22 protein-coding genes and 2 other annotated features are annotated in these 23,960 nt (G+C 42.1%); all 22 genes read right to left on the reverse strand.

Annotated elements, in window-relative coordinates; translation table 11 throughout:
- Window positions 1-422: 422 nt before the first annotated feature.
- On the reverse strand, window positions 423-1,613 hold the full coding sequence (gene tuf, locus KUV80_RS17650) for an elongation factor Tu (RefSeq protein WP_222464043.1): 1,191 nt from the start codon (window positions 1,611-1,613) through the stop codon (window positions 423-425).
- 117 nt (window positions 1,614-1,730) lie between these two features.
- Window positions 1,731-3,809 carry an elongation factor G gene (gene fusA, locus KUV80_RS17655; RefSeq protein ID WP_222464044.1) on the reverse strand — a complete coding sequence of 693 codons (2,079 nt, stop codon included), beginning with the start codon at window positions 3,807-3,809 and terminating at the stop codon, window positions 1,731-1,733.
- Between the two features lie 74 nt (window positions 3,810-3,883).
- Window positions 3,884-4,354: a 30S ribosomal protein S7 gene (gene rpsG / locus KUV80_RS17660; protein WP_066237973.1), complete on the reverse strand. Its 471-nt coding sequence runs from the start codon at window positions 4,352-4,354 to the stop codon at window positions 3,884-3,886.
- A 46-nt stretch (window positions 4,355-4,400) separates the two neighbouring features.
- Window positions 4,401-4,823 (reverse strand): 30S ribosomal protein S12, encoded by a 423-nt coding sequence (gene rpsL, locus KUV80_RS17665; RefSeq protein ID WP_077365504.1) that lies wholly within the window; start codon window positions 4,821-4,823, stop codon window positions 4,401-4,403.
- Window positions 4,824-4,941: 118 nt separating this feature from the next.
- Window positions 4,942-5,190, reverse strand: coding sequence for a 50S ribosomal protein L7ae-like protein (locus KUV80_RS17670; RefSeq protein WP_222464070.1), 249 nt, complete (start codon window positions 5,188-5,190; stop codon window positions 4,942-4,944).
- Window positions 5,191-5,274: 84 nt separating this feature from the next.
- Complete coding sequence (gene rpoC / locus KUV80_RS17675) at window positions 5,275-8,898, reverse strand: DNA-directed RNA polymerase subunit beta' (protein WP_222464045.1); 3,624 nt, start codon at window positions 8,896-8,898, stop codon at window positions 5,275-5,277.
- 29 nt (window positions 8,899-8,927) lie between these two features.
- Window positions 8,928-12,470: a DNA-directed RNA polymerase subunit beta gene (gene rpoB, locus KUV80_RS17680; RefSeq protein ID WP_222464046.1), complete on the reverse strand. Its 3,543-nt coding sequence runs from the start codon at window positions 12,468-12,470 to the stop codon at window positions 8,928-8,930.
- A 292-nt stretch (window positions 12,471-12,762) separates the two neighbouring features.
- Complete coding sequence (locus KUV80_RS17685; protein ID WP_222464047.1) at window positions 12,763-13,365, reverse strand: class I SAM-dependent methyltransferase; 603 nt, start codon at window positions 13,363-13,365, stop codon at window positions 12,763-12,765.
- Between the two features lie 124 nt (window positions 13,366-13,489).
- Window positions 13,490-13,855 carry a 50S ribosomal protein L7/L12 gene (gene rplL / locus KUV80_RS17690; protein ID WP_222464048.1) on the reverse strand — a complete coding sequence of 122 codons (366 nt, stop codon included), beginning with the start codon at window positions 13,853-13,855 and terminating at the stop codon, window positions 13,490-13,492.
- Between the two features lie 47 nt (window positions 13,856-13,902).
- Window positions 13,903-14,403, reverse strand: coding sequence for a 50S ribosomal protein L10 (gene rplJ / locus KUV80_RS17695; protein ID WP_222464049.1), 501 nt, complete (start codon window positions 14,401-14,403; stop codon window positions 13,903-13,905).
- 42 nt (window positions 14,404-14,445) lie between these two features.
- Window positions 14,446-14,601, reverse strand: a sequence feature (ribosomal protein L10 leader region).
- A gap of 45 nt (window positions 14,602-14,646) precedes the next feature.
- On the reverse strand, window positions 14,647-15,348 hold the full coding sequence (rplA, locus tag KUV80_RS17700; protein WP_222464050.1) for a 50S ribosomal protein L1: 702 nt from the start codon (window positions 15,346-15,348) through the stop codon (window positions 14,647-14,649).
- A 155-nt stretch (window positions 15,349-15,503) separates the two neighbouring features.
- Entirely contained in the window at window positions 15,504-15,929 is a 426-nt protein-coding gene (gene rplK, locus KUV80_RS17705; RefSeq protein WP_066238005.1) for a 50S ribosomal protein L11, read from the reverse strand.
- A gap of 158 nt (window positions 15,930-16,087) precedes the next feature.
- Window positions 16,088-16,621: a transcription termination/antitermination protein NusG gene (nusG, locus tag KUV80_RS17710; protein WP_222464051.1), complete on the reverse strand. Its 534-nt coding sequence runs from the start codon at window positions 16,619-16,621 to the stop codon at window positions 16,088-16,090.
- Between the two features lie 76 nt (window positions 16,622-16,697).
- A complete protein-coding gene (gene secE / locus KUV80_RS17715; protein WP_222464052.1) occupies window positions 16,698-16,904 on the reverse strand; it encodes a preprotein translocase subunit SecE in 207 nt (68 codons plus the stop codon).
- 59 nt (window positions 16,905-16,963) lie between these two features.
- Window positions 16,964-17,113 (reverse strand): 50S ribosomal protein L33, encoded by a 150-nt coding sequence (rpmG, locus tag KUV80_RS17720; RefSeq protein ID WP_077365486.1) that lies wholly within the window; start codon window positions 17,111-17,113, stop codon window positions 16,964-16,966.
- Between the two features lie 397 nt (window positions 17,114-17,510).
- Entirely contained in the window at window positions 17,511-18,161 is a 651-nt protein-coding gene (gene sigH, locus KUV80_RS17725; protein ID WP_066285495.1) for an RNA polymerase sporulation sigma factor SigH, read from the reverse strand.
- Between the two features lie 79 nt (window positions 18,162-18,240).
- Window positions 18,241-18,759: an NYN domain-containing protein gene (locus tag KUV80_RS17730; RefSeq protein ID WP_222464053.1), complete on the reverse strand. Its 519-nt coding sequence runs from the start codon at window positions 18,757-18,759 to the stop codon at window positions 18,241-18,243.
- A complete protein-coding gene (gene rlmB, locus KUV80_RS17735; protein WP_222464054.1) occupies window positions 18,756-19,532 on the reverse strand; it encodes a 23S rRNA (guanosine(2251)-2'-O)-methyltransferase RlmB in 777 nt (258 codons plus the stop codon). The genes KUV80_RS17730 and rlmB overlap by 4 nt, the downstream gene beginning before the upstream one ends.
- Before the next feature lie 20 nt (window positions 19,533-19,552).
- Window positions 19,553-19,945 carry a Mini-ribonuclease 3 gene (locus KUV80_RS17740; RefSeq protein ID WP_222464055.1) on the reverse strand — a complete coding sequence of 131 codons (393 nt, stop codon included), beginning with the start codon at window positions 19,943-19,945 and terminating at the stop codon, window positions 19,553-19,555.
- Window positions 19,946-21,349 (reverse strand): cysteine--tRNA ligase, encoded by a 1,404-nt coding sequence (gene cysS, locus KUV80_RS17745; protein ID WP_222464056.1) that lies wholly within the window; start codon window positions 21,347-21,349, stop codon window positions 19,946-19,948.
- Window positions 21,349-21,996: a serine O-acetyltransferase gene (cysE, locus tag KUV80_RS17750; RefSeq protein ID WP_222464057.1), complete on the reverse strand. Its 648-nt coding sequence runs from the start codon at window positions 21,994-21,996 to the stop codon at window positions 21,349-21,351. Before cysE ends, cysS begins: the two co-directional genes overlap by 1 nt.
- 193 nt (window positions 21,997-22,189) lie before the next feature.
- Window positions 22,190-22,417: a binding site (T-box leader), on the reverse strand.
- Between the two features lie 56 nt (window positions 22,418-22,473).
- On the reverse strand, window positions 22,474-23,943 hold the full coding sequence (gene gltX / locus KUV80_RS17755) for a glutamate--tRNA ligase (protein ID WP_222464058.1): 1,470 nt from the start codon (window positions 23,941-23,943) through the stop codon (window positions 22,474-22,476).
- Window positions 23,944-23,960 lie beyond the last annotated feature (17 nt).

The following is a 23,960-nucleotide window of genomic DNA, read 5'->3' on the forward strand; positions in this document are numbered from 1 at the left end:
CAACTTCCTTTTTCTTCTTTTATATAGTGGAATGTGTTTCTTCTTATATAGAAGGTTTTTTTTCACGGTGGCGTGTGGCTTGTGTGTGGGCTTATGTGTGGGCTTGGCTATGTGAGCGGGATGTCGATATATGTCGACTCGTGGATATAAGGCAAAAACTTTTGGATTCAGCCCACAAACTTTTGGATTCAGCAGCAAAACTCGTGGATTCAGACCAAAAACTTTTGGATTGAGCATTAAAACGTTTGGAATGACACGTTTCGATGCAGCTCCGACCCCATTTTTACTACTGCTACATTGGAATTGAGAGCTCATGGTGGTTATTTTTTTAATGATGTATCATTTTTCATAAAAAATGAATCCTAATTTATATAAAAAAGCACCCTCCAAAAGGAGAGTGCTTTTATTAAAGAGTAATATGATTACTCAGTGATTGTTGCAACTACGCCTGCACCAACTGTACGTCCACCTTCACGAATAGAGAACTTAGTTCCTTCTTCGATAGCGATTGGAGCGATTAGTTCTACAGTCATCTCAACGTTATCTCCAGGCATTACCATTTCAACGCCTTCAGGAAGTTGGATGATACCAGTTACGTCAGTTGTACGGAAGTAGAACTGAGGACGGTAGTTAGAGAAGAATGGAGTGTGACGTCCACCCTCTTCTTTTGAAAGAACATAAACTTCTGATTTGAACTTAGTGTGTGCTTTAACAGTTCCTGGCTTAGCAAGAACTTGTCCACGCTCAACATCTTCACGAGAAACCCCACGAAGAAGTGCACCAATGTTGTCACCAGCTTCAGCATAGTCAAGAAGCTTACGGAACATTTCAACACCTGTTACAGTAGTTGATTTCGGCTCTTCAGTAAGACCAAGGATCTCAATTACATCACCAATTTTAACTTGTCCACGCTCAACACGACCAGTAGCAACTGTACCACGACCAGTGATTGAGAATACATCCTCAACTGGCATCATGAACGGCTTGTCTACGTCACGTGGAGGAGTTGGGATATAAGAATCTACCGCGTCCATAAGTTCGAAAATTTTAGCTTCCCACTCAGCGTCTCCTTCAAGAGCTTTAAGAGCAGAACCTTTAATTACAGGAATGTCATCTCCAGGGAAATCGTAATCAGAAAGAAGATCACGAACTTCCATTTCAACTAACTCAAGAAGTTCTTCGTCGTCAACCATGTCACACTTGTTCATGAATACAACAAGGTATGGAACACCTACTTGACGAGAAAGAAGGATGTGCTCACGAGTTTGTGGCATTGGGCCGTCAGCAGCAGATACTACTAGGATCCCACCATCCATTTGTGCTGCACCAGTGATCATGTTCTTAACATAGTCAGCATGTCCTGGGCAGTCAACGTGTGCGTAGTGACGAGAATCAGTTTCATACTCAACGTGTGCCGTTGAGATTGTGATTCCACGCTCGCGCTCTTCTGGAGCACCGTCGATTTGGTCATAAGCCATAGCTACACCTTTACCGCTCTTCTTTGCAAGAACAGTAGTGATAGCAGCTGTTAAAGTTGTTTTACCATGGTCAACGTGACCGATAGTACCAATGTTAGCATGCGTTTTGGAACGATCAAATTTCTCTTTACCCATGAGAAAGATTCCTCCTTAAATATGGTTACATATAGTAGATTTTTTATTTAAAACAGACAGGTTTGAAGCCGCCCATTTTAGATTACATGAAAATGTTGCTTCTTACAACCGGTGAGCTTAAGCTCCAGTTGCTTTTTTGATAATTTCTTCAGAAATTGACTTCGGTACTTCTTCGTAGTGATCGAAGTGCATGGAGTAAGTACCACGGCCTTGTGTACGAGAACGCAAGCTAGTTGCATATCCGAACATTTCAGCAAGTGGAACCATCGCCTTAACGATTTGTGCATTACCACGAGCTTCCATACCTTCTACACGTCCACGACGAGAAGTTACGTCACCCATAATGTCTCCCATGTACTCTTCAGGAACCGTTACTTCAACTTTCATAATCGGCTCAAGAATAGCAGGATCACATTTAGCTTTTGCGTTTTTAAGAGCCATTGAACCGGCAATCTTAAACGCCATTTCGTTGGAGTCAACATCATGGTAAGATCCGTCAACGATACGAGCTTTAAGGTCAAGTAATGGGAAACCAGCAAGCATACCGTTTTTCATTGATTCTTCAATACCATTTTGTACAGCAGGGATATATTCACGAGGAACTGCCCCACCAACGATTTTGTTTTCAAATACGAATCCAGATCCTTCTTCACCTGGCTCGAATTCAACCCAAACGTGACCGTATTGTCCACGACCACCAGACTGACGAACGAATTTACCTTCAACTTTAGCAGCTTGGCGAATTGTTTCACGGTAAGCAACCTGAGGAGCACCCACGTTAGCTTCTACCTTGAATTCACGGCGCATACGGTCAACTAGGATGTCAAGGTGAAGCTCACCCATACCTGCGATGATCGTTTGTCCAGTTTCTTCGTTTGTTTCAGTACGGAATGTTGGATCTTCTTCAGCAAGCTTAGCAAGTGCCATACCCATCTTGTCTTGGTCTGCTTTCGACTTCGGCTCGATAGATAGTGAGATAACCGGCTCTGGGAATACCATGGATTCTAAGATAACAAGGTTCTTTTCATCACAAAGTGTATCACCAGTTGTAGTGTCTTTAAGACCTACAGCAGCTGCGATATCTCCAGCATATACGATAGAGATCTCTTCACGGGAGTTTGCGTGCATTTGAAGGATACGTCCAACACGCTCGCGCTTTCCTTTTGTAGAGTTCTGTACGTATGATCCAGAGTTTAATGTACCTGAGTACACACGGAAGAATGTTAACTTACCAACATAAGGGTCAGTCATAACTTTAAATGCAAGTGCAGAGAATGGTGCTTCGTCACTTGATTCACGAGTTACTTCCTCTTCTGAATCTGGAAGAATTCCTTTGATTGCTGGTACATCAACCGGCGATGGAAGGTAATCAAGAACTGCGTCAAGCATAAGCTGAACACCTTTGTTCTTAAATGCCGATCCACACATTACTGGGTAGAAGTCAACGTTACAAGTCCCTTGACGGATACCTGCTTTAAGTTCTTCCTTCGTAATCTCTTCGCCTTCTAAGTACTTCATCATCATTTCTTCGTCAAGCTCAGCTACCGCTTCAACTAATTTGTTGCGGTATTCTTCAGCTAAAGGCATGTGTTCTTCAGGAATTTCACGAACTTCGATATCAGTACCAAGGTCGTTTCCGTAGAATACAGCTTTCATTTCAACTAAGTCGATGATTGCTTCGAATTGGTCTTCCGCACCGATCGGTAATTGAATCGGGTGAGCGTTAGCACCAAGGCGGTCATGAATGGTTTTTACGGAATATAAGAAGTCCGCACCAATCTTGTCCATTTTGTTTACGAATACTACACGAGGTACTCCGTAAGTTGTAGCTTGACGCCATACTGTTTCTGTTTGTGGTTCTACACCTGATTGAGCATCAAGTAAAGCAACCGCTCCGTCTAATACACGTAATGAACGTTCTACTTCAACTGTAAAGTCTACGTGTCCTGGTGTGTCAATAATGTTGACACGGTGACCTTTCCATTGAGCAGTTGTAGCAGCGGAAGTAATCGTGATTCCACGCTCTTGTTCCTGCTCCATCCAGTCCATTTGTGAAGCTCCTTCATGAGTTTCACCGATTTTGTGGATACGGCCAGTATAGTAAAGTACACGTTCAGTAGTCGTTGTTTTACCAGCATCGATGTGAGCCATGATACCGATATTACGAGTATTTTTTAAGGAGAATTCTCTAGCCATGAATTTCTCTCCTTCCTTATGCAAAGGAATTTTTATAGTGTTTTAGAGACAGTCCGAGAACTGTCTCTATGATTTTACCAGCGGTAGTGAGCAAACGCTTTGTTTGCTTCTGCCATTTTGTGCATATCTTCACGCTTCTTAACAGAAGCACCAGTGTTATTAGCAGCATCCATGATCTCATACGCAAGACGTTCTTCCATTGTCTTTTCTCCGCGTAGACGAGAGTAGTTCGTTAAATAACGAAGTCCTAATGTTGTACGACGCTCTGGGCGAACTTCAACTGGTACTTGGTAGTTAGCTCCACCAACACGGCGAGCACGAACTTCAAGAACTGGCATGATATTTTTAAGAGCTTGTTCAAACACTTCCATAGGATCTTGGTTTGTACGTTCTTTAATAAGATCAAACGCATTGTACAAGATTGTTTGAGCTACCCCTCTCTTACCGTCAATCATAATTTTATTGATTAGACGAGTTACAAGCTTAGACTTGTAAATTGGATCAGGTAACACATCACGACGAGCAACAGGTCCTTTACGTGGCATGTGGTCCCCTCCTTTCTGATAGTTGTAATATTTTTAAAATCTGATATTATTTCTTAGCTTCCTTAGGACGCTTTGTTCCGTACTTAGAACGACCTTGCATACGGTTTGTAACACCAGCCGTATCAAGCGCACCACGTACGATGTGGTAACGTACCCCTGGTAAATCCTTTACACGTCCTCCGCGGATAAGAACAACACTGTGCTCTTGAAGGTTGTGCCCGATACCAGGAATGTAAGCTGTAACTTCAATTCCGTTTGTAAGACGAACACGGGCATACTTACGAAGCGCCGAGTTCGGCTTCTTAGGAGTCATCGTACCAACACGTGTACAAACTCCACGCTTTTGCGGAGATGAAACGTTAGTTTGAGACTTTTTGAAGCTGTTGTAACCTTTATTTAACGCAGGAGAGTCAGATTTCTTAATTTTAGAAACACGACCTTTGCGTACTAATTGGTTAATTGTAGGCATTTGTTTTTCCTCCTCTCTCGATTTGTAATGCCACCGACCCAGGTGGTTCATTTTGGGACAAAAGAAAGTTTTTGCGCTTCGGAGCGAAAGGCATTGCTCCCACGCAAAAACAATAATTTTATCCTTTTATCGCAACAGTTGCGGCCCCGACATCTATACCGCATGCTTTTCCAAGCTTTTTCATGGAATCAACCTTCACGATCGGAACTCGACTCTCTTCGGCAATCTGCAAGACTTTGCTCGTTACCCGAAAATCAGCATCTTCCGCAACGACCAGCTCTTTGACTTCGCCGTTTTGTAAAGCTTTGATTGTTTGCTTAGTACCTACGATAATTTCAGAAGCCTGTGTCACTTTTTCATAAGACATACGAATATCCTCCAAAGTAACAATTCTTAGGAGCACATCCGTAATAATATCACCGATGCGCTCCCTATGTCAACATCTCATTTATTAATCTTGAGAAACTAGCGCTGTTGGCAATTCTGCTTCTTCGCTGTTCTCTTCTTCAACTACCGGCGAGTTGATACCGATGTTTCTGTAACGGTTCATACCCGTACCAGCTGGAATCAATTTACCGATAATTACGTTTTCTTTAAGTCCGAGTAATTCGTCACGCTTACCTTTAATGGCAGCATCCGTAAGAACTCGTGTTGTTTCTTGGAACGAAGCTGCAGACAAGAACGATTCTGTTTCAAGTGATGCTTTTGTAATACCAAGAAGCACCGGTCGTCCTGTAGCAGGAGTTCCACCTTCAAGAAGTACATTACGGTTAACATCAGTGAATGCATGGATATCCATAAGTGCTCCAGGAAGAACTTGAGAATCACCAGAATCGATGATACGCACTTTGCGAAGCATCTGGCGAACCATTACTTCAACGTGCTTATCGCCAATTTCTACCCCTTGCATACGGTAAACTTTCTGTACCTCACGCAATAGGTATTCTTGAACGCCTTCTGCACCGCGAACTTTGATTAATTCTTTCGGATCGATCGAACCTTCAGTCAATACTTGACCAGCCACTACTTTATCGCCTTCAACTGCCTTAATACGGGCACCGAATGGGATTGTGTAAGATCTAGATTCAATTTCACCTTGAACGACAACTTCACGCTTATCCTTATTGTCGTTCACGCTAACAACCGTACCTTCAAGCTCTGAGATAACGGCTTGACCTTTCGGGTTACGCGCTTCGAACAATTCCTGGATACGCGGAAGACCTTGTGTGATATCGTCTCCGGCTACCCCACCTGTATGGAAGGTACGCATTGTAAGCTGTGTACCTGGCTCACCGATGGATTGAGCGGCGATGATTCCAACAGCTTCCCCAACTTCAACGTCAGAGCCTGTTGCAAGGTTACGTCCATAACATTTTTTACATACGCCATGACGTGTGTCACAAGTAAATACAGAGCGGATTGTAACAGAATTAACGCCTACTTCTTCAATATGAGCAGCCATATCTTCTGTAATCAATTCGTTAACATTTACAAGGATTTCATTTGTTTCTGGATGGTACACCTTTTTATAAGCTGTACGTCCGATCAGACGCTCATGTAACGGTTCAATGATTTCATTGCCTTCTTTAATAGCTGCAACATCTAATCCACGGTCTGTTCCGCAGTCATCTTCACGTACAATAACGTCTTGAGCAACGTCAACCAAACGACGAGTAAGGTAACCAGAGTCAGCTGTTTTAAGGGCTGTATCGGCAAGACCTTTACGCGCTCCGTGAGTAGAGATAAAGTACTCAAGTACTGTAAGTCCTTCACGGAAACTTGATTTGATTGGAAGCTCGATGATTTTACCAGCCGGGTTGGCCATCAAACCACGCATACCCGCAAGCTGCGTGAAGTTAGATGCGTTACCACGGGCACCGGAGTCACTCATCATAAAGATCGGGTTGCGCTTATCAAGCGTGCCCATTAATTTATTTTGAATTTCGTCTTTCGCCAAACTCCAAATGTTGATTACACGCTCATAACGCTCTTCTTCTGTGATTAGACCACGTCGGAATTGCTTTGTAACGGTAACGACTTTTTCTTCCGCGATCGCAAGAATATCTTGCTTTTCAGGTAATACTACGATGTCAGAAACACCGATTGTAATACCAGCGCGTGTAGAGTATTTGAACCCTAAGTCTTTCATTCGGTCAAGCATCTTAGACGTTTCAGTAATTTTAAAACGCTTAAAGACTTCGGCAATAACCTTACCAAGAATTCCTTTTTTGAACGGAACGATTTCTTCACACTTCTCAATTTCCTCTTTTACATTAGCAGCCGGATCTAAGAAATACTTTTCAGGTGTTTCCACTTGAAGGTTTGTCGTAGTCGGTTCGTTAATATATGGGAATGACGGCGGCAGGATCTCGTTAAATAACAATTTACCTACAGTTGTCATAAGAAGCTTAGACTGCTGCTCCTCTGTAAAGGACTCTTTGTTTAAGCTGGATACTGGAACCGCAATTCTTGAATGCAAGTGTACATATCCATTTTCGTAAGCGATGATTGCTTCGTTAATATCTTTAAACACAGATCCTTCACCAATAGCTCCTGCACGTTCTAGTGTCAGGTAGTAGTTACCTAATACCATATCCTGTGAAGGGGTTACTACTGGCTTACCATCTTTAGGGTTCAAGATATTTTGGGCAGCAAGCATTAGAATTCGAGCCTCAGCTTGCGCTTCAGCAGATAATGGTACGTGGACCGCCATTTGGTCACCGTCAAAGTCAGCGTTATAAGCTGTACATACGAGCGGGTGAAGACGAATAGCACGACCTTCTACAAGTGTCGGTTCAAATGCTTGAATTCCAAGTCTGTGCAGTGTCGGTGCACGGTTTAGAAGAACCGGATGTTCACGAATAACTTCTTCTAAGACATCCCAAACTTCAGGCTGTACACGTTCTACCTTACGCTTTGCACTCTTAATGTTATGTGCAAGACCTTTTGATACAAGTTCTTTCATAACAAACGGCTTGAACAATTCAAGTGCCATTTCTTTAGGCAGACCACATTGGTACATTTTCAAGTTCGGTCCTACAACGATAACCGAACGACCAGAGTAGTCAACACGTTTACCAAGTAAGTTTTGACGGAAACGTCCTTGTTTCCCTTTCAGCATGTGTGAAAGTGATTTAAGCGGACGGTTTCCTGGTCCCGTAACTGGACGGCCACGACGACCATTGTCGATTAAAGCATCGACAGCTTCTTGAAGCATACGTTTTTCATTCTGAACGATAATGTTAGGAGCACCTAGGTCTAGTAGACGTTTCAGACGGTTGTTACGGTTGATTACACGACGGTATAGGTCGTTTAAATCAGAAGTAGCAAAACGTCCGCCATCTAGCTGAACCATCGGACGCAATTCTGGCGGAATAACCGGAAGCACTTCAAGAATCATCCAATCTGCTTGGTTGCCCGAGTGACGGAATGCTTCAAGAACTTCTAACCGTTTAATCGCACGTGTACGACGTTGTCCTTGTGCAGTTTTAAGTTCTTCTTTTAACATTTCAACTTCTTTTTCAGCATCAATATCTTCTAGAAGACGCTTAATCGCTTCTGCACCCATTTGGGCAGAGAACCCTTTTCCATACTTTTCACGGTATGTGCGGTATTCTTTTTCAGAAAGCAACTGCTTCTTTTCAAGTGGAGTATCTCCTGTATCAGTTACGACGTATGAAGCAAAGTAGATTACTTCTTCCAACGCTCTTGGAGACATATCCAAAACAAGACCCATACGGCTTGGAATCCCTTTGAAATACCAGATGTGAGAAACCGGAGCAGCAAGCTCGATGTGACCCATACGGTCACGTCGAACTTTAGCTCGTGTTACTTCAACACCACACCGGTCACAAACGACACCCTTATAACGGACGCGCTTATACTTTCCGCAATGACATTCCCAGTCTTTTGTCGGACCGAAAATTCTTTCACAGAACAAGCCGTCTTTTTCAGGCTTAAGTGTACGGTAGTTGATTGTTTCAGGTTTCTTTACTTCCCCTCTTGACCACGACCGGATTTTGTCCGGTGAAGCAAGACCAATTTTCATATATTCAAAATTATTTACGTCTATCAAGGAGCGTACCTCCCTTTTGATATCCTGTTTTAGTCATTCGAAGTATAAGACTCAAGATTTAGATTTAATTTCTCGCTTGCCTGATCGTCTTCATCATCAAGCTCTCTCATTTCAATTTCCTTGTCATCTCCAGAACAAATCTTAACGTCCATTCCAAGAGATTGAAGTTCTTTGATCAATACTTTAAACGATTCTGGAACACCTGGTTCAGGAACGTTTTCACCTTTTACAATGGCTTCATACGTTTTCACACGGCCGACAACATCATCGGATTTAACCGTAAGAATTTCCTGTAGTGTGTATGCTGCGCCGTATGCTTCAAGCGCCCATACTTCCATCTCACCGAAACGCTGACCTCCAAATTGTGCTTTACCACCAAGAGGCTGCTGTGTAACAAGTGAGTAAGGTCCAGTTGAACGTGCATGTAGCTTATCGTCAACCATGTGAGCAAGTTTGATCATGTACATGACCCCTACTGATACACGGTTATCAAATGCTGCACCTGTACGTCCATCATAAAGTACCGTTTTACCATCGCGAGCCATTCCGGCTTCTTCGATCGTTGACCAAACATCTTCCTCACGTGCACCATCGAATACCGGTGTTGCAACATGAATTCCAAGCTGGCGTGCAGCCATTCCAAGGTGAAGCTCCAATACCTGTCCGATATTCATACGGGAAGGTACCCCTAATGGGTTTAACATGATGTCAACTGGTGTTCCATCTGGAAGGTAAGGCATATCTTCTTCTGGCATAATTTTAGAAATTACACCTTTGTTTCCGTGACGACCAGCCATCTTATCCCCTTCGTGAATCTTACGCTTTTGCACGATATATGCACGAACGAGCTGATTCACACCAGGAGGCAATTCATCGCCGTCTTCACGGTTAAATACTTTCACATCCAAGATGATACCATCGCCACCGTGAGGCACACGCAATGAAGTATCACGGACTTCACGAGCTTTTTCTCCAAAGATCGCATGCAATAGACGTTCTTCTGCCGTTAATTCCGTTACCCCTTTAGGAGTTACTTTACCAACTAAGATATCACCGTCTTTTACTTCTGCACCAACACGGATAATTCCGCGCTCATCAAGATTACGTAAAGCATCTTCTCCGACGTTTGGAATGTCGCGTGTGATTTCTTCAGGTCCTAGCTTTGTATCACGAGCTTCTGATTCGTATTCTTCAATATGAATCGATGTATAAACATCATCTTTCACGAGACGTTCACTCATGATGACCGCATCCTCGTAGTTGTAACCTTCCCATGTCATGAAGGCAACAAGTACGTTACGTCCTAATGCAAGTTCTCCTTTTTCCATCGAAGGACCATCTGCTAAGATTTCCCCTTTGGTTACTCGGTCTCCTGTGCTAACGATTGGACGCTGGTTATAGCACGTTCCTTGGTTGGAACGAATAAACTTAAGCATGTTGTATGTGTCAAGGTCGCCAGAAACTTCCTTGCCGTCTACTTCTTTAATTCGGCGTACTTGAACTTGTTTTGCTGTAACGCGCTCAACAATTCCTTCGTGCTTACATATAACTGCAGCTCCGGAGTCTTTTGCAGATACGTGTTCCATTCCTGTACCAACGATTGGTGATTCAGGAACAAGTAAAGGTACAGCCTGACGTTGCATGTTCGCTCCCATTAGGGCACGGTTGGAGTCATCATTTTCCAAGAACGGGATACACGCTGTTGCAGCGGATACTACCTGTTTTGGTGATACATCCATATAATCGATACGTTCACGTTTAACAACAGTGTTGTCACCACGGAAACGTGCGATAACGTCTTCTTTTAAGAACTCTCCGTTTTCGCCAAGCAAAGAGTTTGCTTGTGCTACAACGTAAAGATCTTCTTCATCAGCAGTCAAGTAATCAATACGGCTTGTTACATGACCAGACTCCGGATCAACACGTCGGTATGGCGTTTCAATAAAGCCATATTGGTTCACTTTCGCATAACTGGAAAGCGAGTTGATTAATCCGATGTTCGGACCTTCAGGTGTCTCGATCGGACACATACGTCCGTAGTGAGAGTAGTGAACGTCACGAACTTCAAAGCCTGCACGTTCACGTGTAAGACCACCAGGCCCTAGTGCAGAAAGACGACGTTTATGCGTCAATTCAGCCAGCGGGTTGGTTTGATCCATGAACTGCGATAACTGAGAGCTACCGAAGAACTCTTTAATGGAAGCAATAACCGGACGAATATTGATCAACGCTTGTGGTGTGATCGCGTTCGTATCCTGAATGGACATACGTTCACGAACGACACGCTCCATTCTTGAAAGACCGATTCTGAATTGGTTTTGCAGAAGCTCACCTACAGAACGCAAACGGCGATTTCCAAGATGGTCAATATCATCTGTATTACCTACTTGATGCAGAAGATTGAAGAAGTAGTTAATAGAAGCAATAATGTCTGAAACGGTAATGTTTTTAATTTCTTTATCAACAAGTCCGTTTCCAATAACATTAATGATTCTTTCACCTTCTTGATCATCAGGCGCATATATTTTGATAGATTGAAGGGCGATGTCTTGATCCTCTGCCACTCCTCCTGCTGGTGTAACCGTTTTGAAGCCTACACCACTTTCAAGAGCAGGAATAATCTTATCTAATGTTCTGCGGTCCAACAATGTACCAGCTTCAGCAACTACTTCACCCGTTTCAGCGTCAACTAGTGTTTCAGCTAATTTCTGGTTAAATAGACGATTTTTTATATGAAGCTTTTTATTGATTTTGTAACGTCCAACATTTGCTAAGTCATAGCGTTTCGGATCAAAGAAACGAGAATCTAATAAACTTTTTGCATTATCTACTGTTGGAGGCTCTCCCGGACGAAGGCGTTCATAGATTTCCAGAAGGGCTTTTTCCGTTCCTTCTGTATTATCTTTATCTAGCGTATTACGCAGATACTCATCTTCTCCAAGCAAATCAATGATTTCTTGATCAGACCCAAACCCTAAAGCTCTAAGCAATACGGTAATCGGGATTTTTCTTGTGCGGTCGATACGCACATAAACTACGTCCTTAGCATCGGTTTCAAACTCCAGCCAAGCACCGCGGTTTGGAATGACAGTTGCGGTAAAACCTTTTTTACCGTTTTTGTCTATCTTCTCGCTATAGTAAACACTTGGTGAACGAACGAGCTGTGATACAATTACACGCTCTGCCCCGTTGATCACAAAGGTTCCCGTATCTGTCATTAACGGGAAATCTCCCATAAATACTTCTTGCTCTTTTACTTCGCCCGTCTCTTTATTGATCAGACGCACTTTCACACGAAGCGGAGCAGCGTAAGTAACATCGCGCTCTTTTGATTCATCTACAGGATACTTCGGCTCACCTAAGTTATAATCAATAAACTCTAAAACGAGGTTCCCTGTAAAATCTTCAATCGGCGAAATGTCTCGGAACATTTCACGTAACCCCTCATCAAGAAACCATTGATAGGAAGCGGTTTGAATTTCAATTAAGTTTGGTAATTCAAGCACTTCGCTAATCCTTGCATAACTTCTTCGTTGGCGGTGGCGTCCAAACTGAACTAGTTGACCTGTCAACTGCTTCACCCCTCAAATCCAGCGTTTTTTTCGTGTTTCTTATTTCTATCTAACATTCTATTAAGAACATTAGAAAACAAAAAGAAAAAGGGTTTCATAAACTTAAAACCACAGTTTTCCTATTTTGATAAAAGCTGATTATATAATTTTGTCCAACTTTTTCACATTTTATACGTCTAAACATGAGTAAAAAACGTTGATATATCAACGTTTATTCGCTTACCACGAAAAATAAGCAAGAAAATGCGAATCCATTGGCATTTTATAATACTATCATACGGGTTTTATCAAGTCAAACTTTTCTTGCGCGCAAAATATAATAACCTTTTTTCTTTGCAACTGTTTCAACTTGCCCGAACAACTCTTCTATTTTTTCCATTGCAGATGGAGCACCTTGTTTCTTTTGAATAACGACCCATAACTCGCCACCCTCACGTAGTTTTCCATGAGCGTCTTCAAAAATTTGATGAACAACTGCTTTTCCTGCTCGGATCGGCGGATTCGTAATGATAGCCGCAAAGTCATCATCTTCTATTTCAGAAAACAAATAACTTTTTTTAACTTTAACGTTATCAATTTTGTTTTGCTCGGCATTTAACTTCGAAAGCTCTATAGCTCGCTCGTTAATATCCACCATATGAACAATGCGGTCGGGTTCCGCCTTCGCAAGCGATAAACCGATAGGACCATATCCGCAACCTACATCTATATAATCACCTGATACTTCGGGTGCAACAAAAGAATCTATTAATACACGGCTGCCGAAATCTACTTCCTTCTTTGAAAAAACGCCAGAATCAGTCGTAAATCGAAACTTCGTGTCTTTTAATACGAATTCCCATGTTTCCCTCTTGCTTTCAGTACCTGGTGTTTCAGAATAATAATGATTTTTCATTTTTTACAACAACTCTCCTTACCTTCTGATAAAGACAGTATTCCCGTTTCCTTTTTGTTTAACGTCTTTTTAATGAAGCAAACAAGCAAAAAGGCTCGCCATCGGGCGAACCTTTTCTTTTGAATTACTTAACTTCAACAGAAGCTCCAACTTCTTCAAGTTTAGCTTTGATTTCTTCAGCTTCTTCTTTAGATACGCCTTCTTTAACTGGCTTTGGAGCACCGTCAACAAGTTCTTTCGCTTCTTTAAGGCCAAGACCTGTAAGTTCACGAACAACTTTGATAACTTTAATTTTTGAAGCTCCACCGCTTGCAAGAATTACGTCGAATTCAGTTTGTTCAGCAGCAGCGTCTCCACCAGCAGCTCCACCAGCAGCAGCTACAGGAGCAGCAGCAGTTACACCAAACTCTTCTTCGATTGCTTTAACTAGGTCGTTAAGCTCTAAAACAGTCATTGTTTTTAAGCTTTCGATGATTTGCTCTTTTGACATTATAATTTCCTCCTTATGGAATGTAAGTTATTGGTTGAAGATTCAGCTTATGCGCCTTGTTCTTCTTTTTGTTCAGCAACAGCCTTAGTAGCCAACGCAAAGTTGCGGATAGGTGCTTGAAGCACGCTGAGTACCATTGAAAGAAGACCGTCTCTTGATGGAAGTTCAGCAAGAGCTTTCACTTCTTCTAGAGAAGCAATGCGTCCTTCGATTACACCAGCCTTGATTTCAAGCGCATCGTGTTTCTTAGCGAAGTCGTTAAGGATCTTAGCAGGAGCTACAACGTCTTCATTGCTGAATGCGATAGCTGTAGGTCCAGTTAAATGCTCTGATAATTCTTTAAGGTTATTTTCTTCAGCAGCGCGGGATACCATTGAGTTTTTGTAAACCTTAAACTCGATTCCAGCGTCACGCAATGACTTACGAAGTTCAGTAACCTCAGCAACTGTAAGTCCACGGTAATCAACAAGGATCGTTGATTGGCTCTTTTGAATTTTCTCAGAAATCGTGGATACTAACTGCTTTTTTGTTTCTAAAATGCTGCTCATTATTACACCTCCTGTAAAATGATTGCATCACCGCAGGTTTTGTTTCAAAAAAACAAAGCCTCCACTGTCATAGACAATGGAGGCGTGAGTATCTAAAAGTCATAAGTAAAGAACTAATGAGCTAATCGATGCTTCACCTCGGCAGGAATGTTTAAGCCATTTGGCTCCTACTGTCTACGGCATTCATCTGATGCATTTGTGTTTAACAGTATATAATATAACGGGTAGATTCCCGTTTGTCAACTATCGTTTTACAGTGAAAGAAGATGGATTAACTTTAATCCCAGGTCCCATAGTAGAAGAAATAGCTACGTTCTTCATGTAAGTTCCCTTTGAAGCAGCAGGCTTCACTTTTAACAATGTTTCAATAATTGTTGAAAGGTTTTCTGCTAGCTTGTCAGCTTCGAAAGATACTTTACCGATTGGAACGTGAACGTTACCTGTTTTATCAACACGGTATTCTACTTTACCAGCTTTGATTTCGTTAATTGCTTTTTCAACTTCAAATGTAACTGTTCCTGTTTTAGGGTTTGGCATTAAGCCTTTAGGTCCTAAAACACGTCCAAGTTTACCAACTTCAGCCATCATGTCTGGAGTTGCAACGATTACGTCGAACTCAAACCAACCTTGTTGGATTTTGTTGATGTAGTCAGAATCTCCAACGTGATCTGCTCCAGCAGCTTCTGCTTCTTTCGCTTTTTCGCCTTTAGCGAAAACTAGAACACGTTGAGTTTTACCAGTTCCGTTTGGAAGCACTACTGCTCCACGAACTTGTTGGTCAGCTTTCTTAGTATCTACTCCAAGACGAACTGCAACTTCTACAGACTCATCGAACTTTGCAGGTGCAGCTTTTTTAACAAGCTCAATCGCCTCTGCAAGCTCATATGCTTTTGTGCGGTCTACTAATTTAGCCGCTTCTTGGTACTTCTTACCTTTGTTTGCCATTGTAATTGTCCTCCTTATGTGGTTTAGCGGATATTCCTCCCACTTATTGCGCTCTTTACAAAGCACAACCTTAACGCATGAATAAAGGTTGCGAACCGTGTTACCGGCAGGATCTCATCCATTTACTCGCAACCTGTTAGACATCAATCATGGAATTAGTCTTCGATGACAATTCCCATGCTACGCGCTGTACCTTCAACCATACGCATTGCAGCTTCGACGCTAGCAGCGTTTAGATCTGGCATTTTTGTTTCTGCAATTTCGCGAACTTTATCACGTTTTACAGTCGCAACTTTTTTCTTGTTCGGCTCACCTGAACCTGACTCGATTCCCGCAGCTTTCTTTAAAAGAACAGCAGCCGGAGGAGTTTTAGTGATAAATGTAAATGAACGGTCTTCGAAAACCGTGATTTCTACCGGAATGATTAAACCAGCTTGATCAGCAGTACGAGCGTTGAATTCTTTACAGAATCCCATGATGTTTACCCCAGCTTGTCCTAGTGCAGGTCCAACTGGCGGTGCCGGGTTTGCTTTACCAGCAGGGATTTGCAATTTTACCATCTTAATAACCTTTTTAGCCACGCGACACACCTCCTTAAGTCCGTGATGTGGTATTATGGGCCGAAACCCTCCCACTCAAAAATACGCTTCCCCTCCTAAAAGAGAAGAAGCAGTTGATTAGAAATATCAAACATAAAAAATTCTATCACCTTTTAGTGGTGATTACAAGTCTTTTTCCATTATAACTTACTAACTTGATTAAAATCGAGCTCTACAGGTGTTTCACGGCCAAACATGTTGACGTGAACTTTCAGCTTATGTTTCGTCGCGTCGATCTCTTCAATCGTTCCAACGAAATCAGCAAAAGGACCTTCTTTCACCTTTACAGATTCCTTAATCTCGAAATCTACTTCAACGCGAGGCGCTTCCATACCCATACCTTTAAGAATATGTTCAACTTCCTCAGGCAATAGCGCCGTCGGTTTTGAACCCGCTCCAGCAGAACCGACAAATCCAGTTACTCCAGGCGTGTTTCGAACAACGTACCATGAATCGTCTGTCATGATCATTTCCGTTAACACATAACCCGGGAATACCTTTTTCATGCTCGTCTTCGTCTTGCCGTTCTTTGTTTCGGTCTCTTCTTCTACAGGTACAAGTACACGGAAAATTTTATCTGTCATCCCCATAGATTCTAAACGCTTTTCCAAGTTTGCTTTTACCTTATTTTCATAGCCTGAATAGGTATGAACTACGTACCAATTTTTTTCCATACGATGGGACCCGTGCCCTTTCCCTCCTAAAATGGATAATTCTCTAGCATTCTATCCAAAAGAAGCTGTATCTAATCTACCCTAAAATAAGCTCTACTAATTGTGAGATACCAAGATCCACAACCCAGAAGAACAAAGCCATAACTACTACAGTTGACAGTACAATCCCCGTATAGCGAAATAATTCTTTTCGCTTAGGCCAGCTGACACGCTTCATTTCCTTATTTACATCAGAAAGAAACTTTGCTGGTGATTTTTTTGTCTTTTCTGCAACATCCGCCATCTTCACAAACCCCCATGCCTTTAATTCATTCAAACATTTATAAAAAAAGCTTGCTTCGCTTACTTCGTTTCCTGGTGAATGGTATGAGCGTTGCAGTAGCTGCAAAACTTTTTAACCTCGACTCGTTCAGGATTGTTTTGCTGGTTTTTCATCGTTGTATAATTCCGTTTTGAGCATTGCTTACAGGCTAAAAATACTTTTTTTCTCATGCTAAATAAACACCTTTCGTGCGACAAACCCACTCATCCACGTTACAATGTTACTTTTAAAACATTAACATAGGGGTATACGCTTGTCAATAAAGGGAAAAACGAAGATCTGCATGCTTTTTTCCTTGATTTTTATCCTGTGGTATTTATCAAACAAGAAACAAGTACGATAATTTTACTGGTTTGAAGTTACTTGGACCAATCCTTTAATGTGCTTCCTGCTGATTGAAGCGCAAGGTGAGACTCATAACGGTGAGAAGCAGAGAGGTGGCTCACCGCATGCCCCTCGGAAAGCGAGCAGCCTGGAGCGGAAATCAACGGCTTCACAATTGCTGCAATCTTAACGAGAACAGTTTTAATAACGAACAAAACAAAAAACAGGGAGGGCTCCCTGCTTTTAAGATGTTATTTCTCTTAGTTCCAAATACCGCTCTAATTTGCGCTTTACCCGTTGAAGTGCGTTATCGATTGATTTCACATGCCTGTCGAGATCCACTGAAATCTCTTGATACGACCTTCCGTCTAGGTAAAGCATAAGAACTTTCCGTTCAAGGTCGCTTAAGATTTCACCCATCTTCACTTCAATATCATCAAACTCTTCTTGATTGATAATAAGCTCTTCAGGGTCAGTGACCTTTGTACCACAAATAACATCCATAAGTGTGCGGTCAGACTCTTCATCATAAATAGGCTTGTCCAGCGACACATAGGAATTTAGCGGTATATGCTTCTGTCTTGTTGCGGTTTTGATAGCAGTAATCATTTGCCTTGTAATACAGAGTTCGGCAAAAGCTTTAAAGGATGACAGCTTGTCCTCTTTAAAATCACGAATCGCTTTATACAGCCCGATCATACCTTCTTGAATAATATCTTCTCGGTCTGCTCCGATTAAAAAGTATGACCTTGCTTTGGCACGAACAAAATTTTTATATTTATTGATTAAATATTCAAGTGCTGCGCTGTCTCCCTCATGAACCAGTTCCACAAGGCTTTCATCTTCCATTAGCTCGTAATCGCTTACTGACAGTTCCTTGAGATCTATGTTCACGACAATCCCCCCGACCAGGTTTTTACCGGCAAAATATAGCAATATTATACTTCATATTTCACAAAAGCGTCAACATTCCTTATTTTTGCCCTCTTCTCCATCTTTCAAATATTTCGGCAATTTCCTCTGATAGATGGATAGATGAGGGGTTTTGGGATCTTTTTCTTTCTCCGACAGACACATGAATCTGTTTTTGAATTTCGTCCATTTCGTTCTTTAATTCCCGGGCAGACTTTCGAAGGGCTCCTTTTCCGAATATCTGCCACTGTTCAGTTGAATCAGATGTAGCAACATATATGCGCGTCTCAATAGATTTTAACTCTCCGACCAGCCGTTCAATCCGCTCATCCGCCGTTTCATTCTCACGTGTAAAAATGACATCCACACGATGGTTTTTTGTTTTTTTTTCAGTACCTGGTGAGAGATGGGCATCAAACACGACAATCACTTCATATCCAGTAGAACCTTGGTATTCTGCCATATATTCAATCAACAGGTCTCTAGCTTTTGCAAAATCGGTTTGTTTTAAATTTCGAAGTTCAGGCCATGCGCCAATGATGTTGTACCCATCAACAATCAAATACTGGCGTGTCTTCATTTTCGGGCGCTTAACGGATAGCGGTTACGGTAAACCTCATACATGAGAAGACTCGCTGCAACAGATGCATTAAGTGAAGTAACCTTTCCCTTCATAGGCAGCTGGACAAGAAAATCACACGTTTCCGATACGAGTCTTCCCATTCCTTTTCCTTCACTTCCAATAACAAGCCCTAAAGGCATGTCCCATTTTGCTTCTCTGTAATCTTCTTTTCCTTTCATATCCGCTCCGGCAAACCACATTCCACGATCCTTTAACTCTTTCATCGTTTGAACAAGGTTTGTTACACGAACAACTGGCATGTATTCAATCGCACCTGTTGAAGCTTTTGCAACGGTTGCCGTTAAACCGACAGAACGTCTTTTGGGGATGATAACACCGTGAGCACCAACCGCATCGGCTGTACGAATGATCGACCCTAAATTATGCGGGTCCTCTAGTTCATCAAGCAAAATAAAGAATGGTTCCTCACCTCGTTCTTCTGCAACCTTAAAGAGGTCATCGATATCAGCATAGCTGTATGCTGCTACACCAGCTACTACGCCTTGATGGTTTCCTCCGCCGCTTAATGAATCCAGCTTTTGCTTAGGCACATATTGAACAAGCACATTTTGTTTTTTAGCCATCGAAACGATCGTGCTTACCGGTCCTTTTTGAGACCCTTCTCCTACAAAGATTTTATTAATATCACGCCCTGAGCGCAGTACCTCCAAAACTGGATTTCTTCCAATTATCAGTTCTTGTTCTTGTTCTTTTTCTCTATCTTCACTCATTATTAAACCCTCCCCCTATTCTAATTATCTAAAAGAATTTGATCCATGATCGCCTTTAAGCGGTCATGCTTCTTCAACAGATACAGATATCCGATGATTGCTTCGAAGCTCGTAGCATGTCTGTATGTTTGAACGTCTGTATTTTTTGGAACGGTGCCTTGATTAGCATTTCGTCCCCGCTTGATGACAGCCACTTCATCTTCGGTAAAAAAATGTTCTTCGAGCAACTGATTGATCATGCCTGCCTGGGCTTTGGCAGATACGAACTTTGTCGCAGACACGTGAAGCTTATTCGGTTTCACCTGTCCGTTTCGGATCAAATGCTCGCGGACAAACTGTTCCATAACTGCATCTCCCATATAGGCAAGCGTTGTCCCGCTCAGTTGTTTTAAATCACCATCAGAAAGTTTCATTTATTTGTCTCTTTTCCACCGAACACCTTGTGCGGTATCTTCAAGAATAATGTTTTGTTCTTTAAGAAGATCTCGGATTTCATCAGCACGGCTGAAATTCTTTTCTTTACGTGCCTGATTCCGCTCTTCGATTAGAGCTTCGATTTGTTCGTCTAAAAGCTCGGCTTCCTTATGAAGCGTTAAGCCTAGTACGCCTGAGAGCTCATCAAAAAGGCTGATAAAGTTCGTGATAATAGCTTTAGACGTATTTTTCTCCTGCAGATATACATTGGCTTCCTTTGAAAAATCAAACAAAGTCGAAATGGCTTTTGCCGTATTAAAATCGTCGTTCATATCTGCAACGAATTGCGCTCTCGTACCATCGATCACAGATGTCCATTTCTCGTTGTCATCGGCTAAATCAGCCGAAACGGTTAAGCGGTGTTTTAAGTTTTCATACGCTGTCCGAATTCTGTTCAAGCCTGTTTCAGCCGCATCAAGTAGCTCTTTGCTAAAGTTGATCGGATTGCGATAATGCACAGCAAGCATAAAGAAACGAATTACTTGTGGATCCTGCTCTTTAACAAGGTCATGAACGAGCACAAAATTTCCTAATGATTTAGACATTTTTTCATTGTCTATATTAATATACCCATTATGCATCCAATATTTAGCCATCGGAGCTTCATTTAATGCTTCGGATTGCGCGATTTCATTTTCATGATGCGGAAATGCTAAGTCCTGTCCGCCTCCATGTATGTCGATGGAATCCCCTAAGTATTTTTTTGCCATAGCCGAGCACTCGATGTGCCACCCTGGTCGGCCGTTACCCCAAGGACTTTCCCAGTAGATCTCTCCCTCTTTCGCACCTTTCCAAAGGGCAAAATCAAGAGGATCCTCTTTTTTCTCTCCGATTTCTATTCTGGCTCCCGACTTTAGATCATCTATGGACTGATGAGAGAGCTTTCCATATCCATTAAAAGAACGTGTTTTAAAATAAACATCTCCTGACGCTTCATAAGCAAAGCCTTTTCTGATCAGATTCTCGATAAACTCGATAATCTCAGGCATTGTTTCCGTTACACGAGGATGTGCGTCTGCTTTTTCGACACCAAGTGCACATGTGTCTTCATGGTAAGCATTGATAAATTTCTCCGCAATGGTCGGCACATCACTGCCCATCTCATTTGCAGCTCTAATAAGCTTATCATCGACATCCGTAAAGTTAGAGATGAATTGAACTTCATATCCTCTATATTCCAAGTACTTTCTTACCGTATCAAATACAATGGGAGGACGGGCGTTACCGATATGAATATAATTGTATACAGTCGGTCCGCAAACGTACATCTTCACTTTTCCTTCTTCTAACGGTACAAAAGGCTCCTTTTGACGAGTCAATGTGTTATAAATGACAATACTCATTAAAGTTCACTCCCTTTTTTCAGTTTTTCCAACTCTTCACATAACTTTCTCATTTCCTCATGCAGTTCTCTGAATTTATCAGCAACTGGATCTGGCAGGTCACGGTGATCAAGGTCACAGCCAACCTTTTTCCCGTCTTTAATTACGACGCGTCCCGGAATACCGACAACGGTAGCGTTAGGCGGTACATTTTGTAATACAACCGAACCCGCTCCGACTTTTGAATTTTTCCCTACTGTAATGGATCCCAATATTTTGGCGCCTGTAGCAACTAAGACATCATCCTCCAACGTTGGATGCCGTTTCCCTTTTTCTTTACCGGTTCCGCCTAGTGTGACTCCTTGATATAACGTCACGTCATTACCGATGATACAGGTTTCACCAATAACGACTCCCATTCCGTGATCGATAAAGAAGCGCCTTCCGATCTGTGCACCCGGATGTATTTCAATACCTGTAAAGAACCGGCTGATCTGAGAGATGATTCGAGCTAAGAACAACCAATTTCGTTTAAAAAGCTTATGTGCCAATCTGTGCGACCATACCGCGTGCAACCCAGAATACGTTAATATCACTTCAAGCGAACTTCTCGCTGCTGGATCCTTTTCAAAAACAACCTTAATATCTTCTTTCATGGCTGAAAACATATCCTCAACCTCCTTGCTTAATAAAAATAGGCTCATTTCTAAAAGATTGTATTAGTAAACATTTTTTGTGGAATGCTCTTCCTTGATTAGTTGAAGCGAGCATCCTGGATTGGAAATCAACATCTTCTAATAGAGAAAAAATGTTTGCGGAAACGGCTAAAAATAAAATAAAAAACGCCCCTGTGCCGAATGACACAGAGACGTTGAATTAGACGCGGTTCCACTCTGTTTAACAGGTTTATTGTACTCACCTGTTCCCTTAAGCTCCTTAACGGGGAGAATCCGCTCAAGCCTACTCTTTTTTCAGCATGAGACTCCGAGGGGCACTTCAGCAGGCATTCTTCATAAACCACTTTCAGCCGATGATGGTTCTCTCTATTATGAAAAGGCGCCAGCCTACTTTCCTCATCTACGTTTTTACCTTTAAATTTAAGTTTCTTTTACTATATTATAATCTTTGCAAAATGTGTACTTTTATTACTTATTAGTTTTTGATAAAACAGCATTTAGGCGTTTTACAATGATGTCTTTCCCTAAAAGAGAAACAGCAGCTGGTAAGTCTGGACCATGTTGCTGACCTGTCGTAGCAACACGGATGGGCATGAACAGGTTCTTCCCTTTTTGCCCGGTTTCCTTTTGAACAGCTTTCATCATCGCTTTAATGTCTTCCGCTTCAAACGATTGACTATTCTCAACCTGACTTAAGAAAGCCTCCATCACTGATGGTACATCTTCTCCTTGTAGAACTTCCAGAGCCTCACCTTCATACTCGATCTCCTCTTTAAAGAACAGCTCAGTAAGGTCTACAATTTCTGCGCCATAGCTCATCTTTTCTTGGTGAAGAGCGACAAGCTTAGTTACCCATTCTTGTTCCTGTTCACTTAGATCTTTAGAGATTCTTCCAGCTTTGATAAGATGAGGCAAGCAAAGTTCAACGATGCGCTCCACATTTTGCTGCTTCATATATTGATTGTTCAGCCATTCCAGTTTCTGCGTATCAAAAACAGCTGGCGCTTTAGACAACCTGCTAGGATCAAAGATTTCGATAAACTGTTCACGGCTGAAGATCTCTTCTTCTCCGCCTGGTGACCAGCCTAAAAGAGCGATAAAATTAAATAACGCTTCTGGCAGGTATCCTAAATCTTTATATTGCTCGATGAATTGTACGATGGACTCGTCACGCTTGCTTAATTTCTTTCGGTTTTCATTAACGATCAACGTTGTATGACCAAACTTCGGATGTTCAAATCCTAGCGCATCATAGATTAAAAGCTGCTTAGGCGTGTTTGAAATATGATCATCACCACGCAGTACGTGAGAGATCGCCATTTCATGATCATCGATAACAACCGCGTAATTGTAAGTCGGGACACCGTCTTTCTTTACGATTACAAAATCACCAAAGCCGCTTGATTCAAACGAAACTTCACCTTTAACCATATCGTCAAACGTTACTGTACGATCTTGCGGTACTAAGAAGCGGATGCTAGGACGTCTTCCTTCTGCTTCAAGCGCCGCTTTTTCTTCAACCGATAAGTTTCGGCAGCGGCCGTCATATACAGGTGTAACCCCTTTTGCCATTTGCTCTTCACGAGACGCTTCAAGCTCTTCTTCCGTACAATAACAAGTGTATGCAAGACCCTTTGAAAGAAGTTCATCTGTATACTTTTCATAAAGATCTAAGCGTTCCATCTGGCGATAAGGACCGTAGTCTCCGCCGATATCTACGCTTTCATCCCAATCCATACCGAGCCATTTCAAGTGGTTTAACTGACTTTCTTCTCCGCCTTGAATGTTGCGTTTCTGATCCGTGTCTTCAATTCGAATAATGAATTTTCCGCCTGTGTGGCGTGCATATAAATAATTAAATAAAGCCGCTCGTGCATTCCCAATATGTAAGTGTCCTGTTGGACTTGGTGCATAACGTACTCGAACTTCGTTTGCCATCCTGCTTCACCTCTATA

It is taken from the genome of Fictibacillus nanhaiensis (assembly GCF_019801215.1).
In the GTDB taxonomy this organism is placed as follows: Bacteria; Bacillota; Bacilli; order Bacillales; family Fictibacillaceae; genus Fictibacillus; species Fictibacillus nanhaiensis_C.